The following is a 6426-nucleotide window of genomic DNA, read 5'->3' as shown; positions in this document are numbered from 1 at the left end:
GAGCGTGCACCTCGCGGTGCCGACCGACGCGTTGTTCCATGCAGGCGGCTATCGCGGGCAGTCGCAGGGCCTCGCGCTGTCGTTCTCGCTCGGCGTCTACGTCGGCGCCGCCGGCCTCGCCGCGCTCGGCCTGTGCGCGATCGGCGACGACGCGCGACGCCGCGGCGTCGCGCCCTACCCGCACATGCTGCGCTGGCTGCGCGACTGAAGCAGGCGGCGGCCGCATCCGGTCGCCGAAGCATCGGACGCGCATTGCGCACCCGTCGGGCTATGCGCTCGGCGGATCGTGCGCGAGATGGCTCTGCATGCGCCGGGCGATGTAGTCGCTCGTGAAGCTGCGCAGCGTCGCGTCGAGCAGGAAGCCGCAATGGCCGCCGTGCTCGGCGATGTCGAGTTCGACCTGCGGCGGCAGTTGCAGCGCGCGGAAGTCGGCGACCGGGATGACCGGATCGTCGGCCGCGGTGAGGATCGTCGCCGGCATCGCGAGCGCGCGCAGCCGGTCCCCGGCGATCGAGTAGCCGTCGAGATAGGCCTCGAGCGACGCGAAATCGGTATGGCGCAGCACGAGCGCGCGCGTGAGGCCGCGCAGGTCGGAAGCGAGGTCCTGCGCGCTGAACCAGTCGACTTCGGGGAACAGCGCGCGCTTGCGCCGCAGCGACTCGCGCCACTTGAGCAGGAAGTAGCGCTGGTAGATCCAGAACCCCTCCTCGAGCCCGAACAGGCCCGCGGCGGGGCTCACGACCGGGCATACCGCGAGCGCGTAGCGCACCGAATCGGCCGCGCGCAGCGCGACGCGCAGCGCGAAATTGCCGCCGAGCGAGAACCCCGCGACCGCGACGGGCGACGCGGCGAACGCGTCGCGCACCGCGCGCACCGCGCCGACGACCTCGTCGATGCGGCACGAGTGGAACAGTTCGCGATTGAGGTGATGGGTGTCGCCGTGATCGCGGAAGTTGAGCCGGAACACGTCGAAACCGTCGTCGAGCAGGCGGGCGCCGGTACCGACGACATAGGACGATCGCGCACTGCCTTCCCAGCCGTGCAGCAGGACGACGAGGCCGTGCGCGCGCTCGCGCACGCGCTGGCGCGCGAGGAAGCCCTGCAGCCGCACCCCGGCTCCGCAGTCGAGCACGTGTGCCTCGCTGCGAAGATCGAGTTCGCGTTGCGCGCGCCGCAATGCGAGGCGACGCAGCGCGCTCGAGGCGAGGATCGACTGCAGGTGCGGGTTGGCGAGCCAGCGCGGCGGTGCGAAGTCGACGCCTCGCGGCAGCGCTGCGCGCGCGCCCGGCGCGTCGGCCGCTATGCCCTCGAGCGCGCCTTCAGTCGTCGCCATAGCCGAGCGCCTGCACGATGCGCGCGCGGCTCAGTTCGGCCATGCGCCGGCGCGCTTCGGGAGTCTTCGGCACCGCCTCGAGGAAATGGATCTCCGCATCCATCGCCGGGTTGCCCAGCACGCGCAGGAAATTCGTGAAGAAGCTCTCCTTGCGGCCGAACGGGACGCGCGCGTCCTGGCGACCGTCGCGTCCGTAGCGGAGTGCCACGGGCTGCACTGCGACGTCCGCATCGAGCGCGGTCTGGAAGATACGTGCGTGGAACGTACCGATGCGGTCGCCGTGGCCGCTGCCGCCTTCGGGGAACACGCCGACCGGTTCGCCCGCGCGCAGGCGCGCGACGACCTGAGCCATGACCGCGTTGAGCGAATCGGTATTGCCGCGGCGATGGAAGATCGTGCCCGCCTGCGAAGCGAGCCAGCCGACGAACGGCCAGCCGGCGATCTCGCTCTTGGCGACGAAGCTGACCGGCCGCTGGCTGTGCATGAGCTCGATGTCGAGCCAGGAGATGTGGTTGGCGACGTACAGCACCGCGCCCGGGAGCGGTTCGCCGACGCGCCGGATGCGCAATCCGAAGATGCGCACGAGGCGACCCGACCACCAGCGAATCATCGCCTTCTCGAACGTCGTGCGACCGACGCGCACGCGCGCGGCGAGCGGGTTGAGCGCGACCAGCGCGAGCGGTAGCGCGATCAGCGCGTGCAGCAGCAACTGCGGGATGCGCCACGCGTAGCGTACTGCGCGCACGCGGTCGCTCGGCGGTGCGACGGCGACGGGGGATTCGACGAGTCGGTTCATCGTGGGGTGATGGTAACGGAGTTTGGTGCGCCGCCGCACGCGATCGCGTTCAGGCGTCCTGCAGCTGGAGGATCGCTTCGGCGAGGTCTTCGACGTGCTGTTCCCACCAGCGCGGCTCGCCGACCTGCGGGAATCCCCGCGGGAACGCCGGGTCGTGCCAGCGTGCGGCGACCCAGCCGGCCCAGTGGACCTGGCGCATGAGGCGCAATGGCTCGACCAGGTCGAGTTCGCGCGGGTCGAAGTCGCGAAATTCGGCGTAGCCTTCGATCAGCGCGTCGAGCGCGCGCGGCGATGGCGCGAGCATCCAGAGATCCTGCACCGCGGGGCCCGCGCGGGCGTCGTCGAGGTCGACGAAGTGCGGACCGTGGTCGGTCCACAGCACGTTGCCGCCGTGGCAGTCGCCGTGGAGGCGCAGGGTGGCAGGCGCGACGGTCGCGAAACGCGCATCGACGAGGTCGGCGATCGTCGCCGCGCGGGCGCGATAGCGCTGCTCGAGCGCGTGCGGCAACAACCCCGATGACAGCACCGCACGCGCGGCTTCGCGCACGAACGTGTCGGTGTCGATCGTGCCGCGATCGCGGAAGCGCGCGCGCGCGCCGACCGCGTGCATGCGCGCGAGCAGGCGTCCCATCCAGGCGAGATGGTCGACCGACTCGAGTTCGGGCGCGCGACCGCCGCGTCGCGGGTAGAGCGCGTAACGGTAGCCGGCCTGCCGCAGCAGGGTCGCTCCGGCGATTGCGAGCGGCGCGACGACCGGCAGCTCGGCCGCGGCGAGCTCGAGCGCGAACGCGTGTTCCTCCGCGATCGCCGCGTCGCTCCAGCGATTGGGTCGGTAGAACTTGGCGACGAGCGGCGCGCCTTCCTCGATGCCGACCTGGTAGACGCGGTTCTCGTAGCTCGGCAATGCGAGCAGGCGACCGTCGGTGCGGTAGCCGGCGGCCTCGACCGCGTCGAGCACGGTATCCGGGGTCAGCGCGTCGTAGGGTGCCGCCGCGCGCATCGGCCTCAGACCGCCTTCGGCGATGCGCGCGGCACGACCGCGAGGGTGAGGCGGGAGATGCAGACGAGGCGATCGCGCGCGTCGACGATGCGGATCTCCCACACCTGCGTGGTACGGCCGAGGTGGACGGCGCGCGCCGTGCCGGTGACTTCGCCGTCGGTGACCGCGCGCACGTGGTTCGCATTGATGTCGAGACCGACCGCCATCTCGCCGGCATCGATGCAGAGGTTGCCCGCGAGGCTGCCGAGCGACTCGGCGAGGGCGACGGACGCACCGCCGTGCAACAGGCCGAACGGCTGCTTCGTGCGCGCGTCGACCGGCATCGTGCCCTGCACCCAGTCGTCGCCGACCGCGGTCACGCGCATGCCGAGGTGCTCGACGAGGCAGTCGCGGTTCCACGCGTTGAGGCGCTCGAGCTCGGTCGCCTGCTTCCAGATCGCCATCGCCGTCTCCTGCGGGGGACGACGACTATAGCCGAGGGCCGGACGGGGGAGCGGAGTCGGATGGCCGTGGCACCGCGATGTCGCGTCCGTGCGTCGCACGCCGGCGCGTCGTCGATGCGCACGTCCCGACGGTCGTCGCAGGCACGGGACCGGCGTTCGCCCGCACGCGCCGAATTCGGCGACAATCGTCCCATTCCACGATCCGCGACCGCGTGTCCCACACCGTCACCCTGCAAGCCAGCGGCAAGCGCTTCGAGGTCCTGCCCGGCGAGACCGTGCTCGAGGCTGCGCGTCGCGCCGGCCTCGCGCTGCCGTACTCCTGCCTCGCGGGCGTGTGCGGCAGCTGCAAGGCGACGCTCATCGAGGGCGCCTGCACCTATCCGCGCAACCCGCCGAGTGCGCTCAATGCGGCCGAGCAGATGCGCCACCAGGTGCTGTTGTGCCAGGCCGTGCCGACCGGCGACCTCACGATCGCCGCACGCGAAGTCGCGTCGGTCGCCGACATCCCGCGCCGACGATTCACGGTCCGCGTCGCGGAGAAGTCGTTGCTCGGCCACGACGTGGCGCGCCTGCGTCTGGCGACCGCGCCCGGCGAGCGCATGCGCCGGCTTGCCGGGCAGTACCTCGACGTCCTGCTCGCGGGCGGCCGGCGACGCGCGTTCTCGATCGCGAATGCGCCTGCGGTGGCGATGCCGGGCGCGGGCGAGACCATCGAGCTGCACGTGCGCCGCGTCGCCGGTGGCGACTTCACCAACACCGTGTTCGACGTGCTCGGCCCCGGCGACGAGCTCGAGGTCGAAGGCCCGCTCGGTACCTTCGTGCCGCGCGAGGACAGCGAGCGGCCGATGCTGTTCATGGCCGGCGGAACCGGCTTCGCGCCGATCAAGGCGCTCGTCGAGCATTTCCTCGCGCTCGGCACGCGGCGACCGATCGCTCTGTACTGGGGCGCGCGCAGCGCTGCCGACCTGTACCTGCGCGAACTGCCCGAGCGGTGGGCGCGCGACGTCGCCGCATTCCGCTTCGTCCCGGTCGTCGTCGACGCGGTTCGCGGCGGGACGGTACGCAGCGGGCTCGTGCACGAGGTGCTGCTGGAGGACGAGCCGGACCTGTCCGCGTTCGACGTCTACATGAGCGGGCCGCCCGCGTTGATCGACGCCGGCCGGCGCGCATTCGCCGACGCGGGCCTGCCCGAGGAACGGCTGTACTACGATTCATTCGACTACGCCCCCGACGTCATCGCGCAGATCCTGCGCGGGCGGGCCGGCATCGACGGCCCGTGACGAACGTTTCCGATGCTTCGCGGTCGATGCCCCGACCCACACCGTGAGATCGCCATGCACCGCACGATCCTGTTTCCGCCGGCCGTCCTCGCGCTGCTGTTGAGCGCACCCGCGCTCGCGATGCGATGCGGCAGCCGCCTCGTCGCCGGGGGCGACCAGGATTTCCAGGTCCGCGAGCGCTGCGGCGATCCGTTCTGGACCGATCGCTACACGGATGTCGTCGTGATCGGCCGCGACGGCCCGGTCGAAAGCCAGCGCGAGGTGCAGTACGACATCTGGTACTACAACTTCGGCCCGCGCCAGTTCATGCGCCGCCTCGTGTTCCGCGACGGCGTGCTCGCGCAGGAAGACACGCTCGGCTACGGCGTCGAGCACATCGGCGAGGACTGCGATCCGAACCGCCTGCTCGACGGACTGAGCACCGGCGAACTCGTCGCGCGCTGCGGCGAGCCGGCGTCGCGGCGCAGCCACAACGACACGATCGTGCGACGCCCCGCGCCCGGCATAGAACGCTGGCGCGACCAGCGTCGCGAGGACTGGATCTACGACTTCGGCGATCGACACTCCGTGCGCGTCGTGCGCCTCGTCGACGGGCGCGTCGACGCGGTCGAATCGCTCGCGCGCTGACCGCGGGGTCCGGTCGGAGCCTTCACACCGGCGGCTCCGACGGAGGCCGGCCTCCGCTCGGCGGGCGGTGATCGGCGGCACGCGCGCATCGCCGGCGGCGCGCGTCTCGCGCCGGTCGCGTTACGCGAGCGGAAGGCGCGGCACGCCGTGTTCGCTGCGCTCCTCGAACGCGATCGGGCGCGTGTCGAGCGGGCCGCGTGCGAGCAGCGGCGCAAGCGGGACGGTCGGCTCGCCGCGCGCGCAGCGCAACGCGTTCCCATAGGCGGCGTTCGCGCCGGCGAGATCGTTCTGGCCCCTGCGAACGTCGCCGAGTGCTTCCCAGGCGGCCGACGAAGGCGCCAGCGCGAGGGCGCGCTCGAGCGCTTCCTCGGCCTTGCCGTACTGGCCGAGCAGCGCATACAGACGACCGAGCGTGGTCAGTAGCGCGGCACTGTTCGGCGCGATCGCGAGCCACGCCTCGGCCTTGCGCAGACGCGTAGCGGCCTCCTCGGCGCCGAGCTCGCCGTACACGCTCGCGAGCAGATCGCTCCACTCGCGCCGTTGCGCCGACTCGATCTCGTCCATCGCCGCGAGCACCTGGCCGAGTGCGGCGGAACGCCGCGCGAAGGCGGCGACGAGTCCGGCACGCCGGCGCTGGGCGCGGGTCGCCCCGCTCCACGCCGCATTCAGGTGCGTCGCGTCCGGTGAGGCCGCGAGCGCCGCAGCGAGTACGCGCGTTTCGAGCGCGGCCAGCACATCGACGGTGAGCGATTGGCTGCGCGCGAGCCGCGGCAGCGCGTCGAGCGCCGTCCGCACGTCGCCTTGCGCGAGCGCGGCCTCGGCGAGCAGGCGCCAACCGCGCAGCGACAGCTCGCCGGACGCCGCCTTCGGCTTGAGCAGCGCGAGCGCATCGCCCGGGCGGCCGCTTTCGACGAGAAAGCGCGCGCGCGTCGCGTCGGCCGCGCGCG

The 6426-nt window shown here is 72.1% G+C and carries 8 protein-coding genes; 3 read left to right on the top strand and 5 right to left on the bottom strand.

All coding sequences use genetic code 11. The features are described 5' to 3' along the window. Positions 1-208 (top strand): hypothetical protein (locus VI238_RS07285; RefSeq protein WP_331649973.1); only part of this gene is annotated, 208 nt, incomplete at its 5' end. Between the two features lie 60 nt (positions 209-268). Here VI238_RS07285 and VI238_RS07280 read toward each other — a convergent pair. Genes VI238_RS07280 through VI238_RS07265 form a run of 4 tightly spaced genes read right to left on the bottom strand, consistent with a single transcriptional unit; the run spans position 269 to position 3572 of the window. After that, positions 269-1333: a YheT family hydrolase gene (locus tag VI238_RS07280; RefSeq protein ID WP_331649971.1), complete on the bottom strand. Its 1065-nt coding sequence runs from the start codon at positions 1331-1333 to the stop codon at positions 269-271. Continuing rightward, positions 1320-2129 (bottom strand): lysophospholipid acyltransferase family protein, encoded by an 810-nt coding sequence (locus tag VI238_RS07275; RefSeq protein WP_331649969.1) that lies wholly within the window; start codon positions 2127-2129, stop codon positions 1320-1322. Before VI238_RS07275 ends, VI238_RS07280 begins: the two co-directional genes overlap by 14 nt. Positions 2130-2178: 49 nt before the next feature. Beyond that, a complete protein-coding gene (locus VI238_RS07270) occupies positions 2179-3129 on the bottom strand; it encodes a serine/threonine protein kinase (protein ID WP_331649967.1) in 951 nt (316 codons plus the stop codon). Positions 3130-3134: 5 nt separating this feature from the next. Further along, on the bottom strand, positions 3135-3572 hold the full coding sequence (locus tag VI238_RS07265; protein ID WP_331649965.1) for a hotdog fold thioesterase: 438 nt from the start codon (positions 3570-3572) through the stop codon (positions 3135-3137). Between the two features lie 212 nt (positions 3573-3784). On the opposite strand from VI238_RS07265, the gene VI238_RS07260 reads away from it, so the two are divergent. Both VI238_RS07260 and VI238_RS07255 read left to right on the top strand, forming a co-directional pair. Continuing rightward, complete coding sequence (locus VI238_RS07260) at positions 3785-4852, top strand: 2Fe-2S iron-sulfur cluster-binding protein (protein ID WP_331649963.1); 1068 nt, start codon at positions 3785-3787, stop codon at positions 4850-4852. A gap of 54 nt (positions 4853-4906) precedes the next feature. Continuing rightward, positions 4907-5479 (top strand): DUF2845 domain-containing protein, encoded by a 573-nt coding sequence (locus tag VI238_RS07255; RefSeq protein WP_331649961.1) that lies wholly within the window; start codon positions 4907-4909, stop codon positions 5477-5479. Positions 5480-5599: 120 nt separating this feature from the next. On the opposite strand, the gene VI238_RS07250 is transcribed toward VI238_RS07255, so the two are convergent. Beyond that, positions 5600-6426: heme biosynthesis protein HemY (locus tag VI238_RS07250; RefSeq protein WP_331649959.1), on the bottom strand; the 827-nt coding region annotated here is incomplete at its 5' end.

It is taken from the genome of Dokdonella sp., from assembly GCF_036518555.1.
Classification (GTDB): domain Bacteria; phylum Pseudomonadota; class Gammaproteobacteria; order Xanthomonadales; family Rhodanobacteraceae; genus Dokdonella_A.
This window is presented reverse-complemented; position numbering and strand designations above follow the sequence as displayed.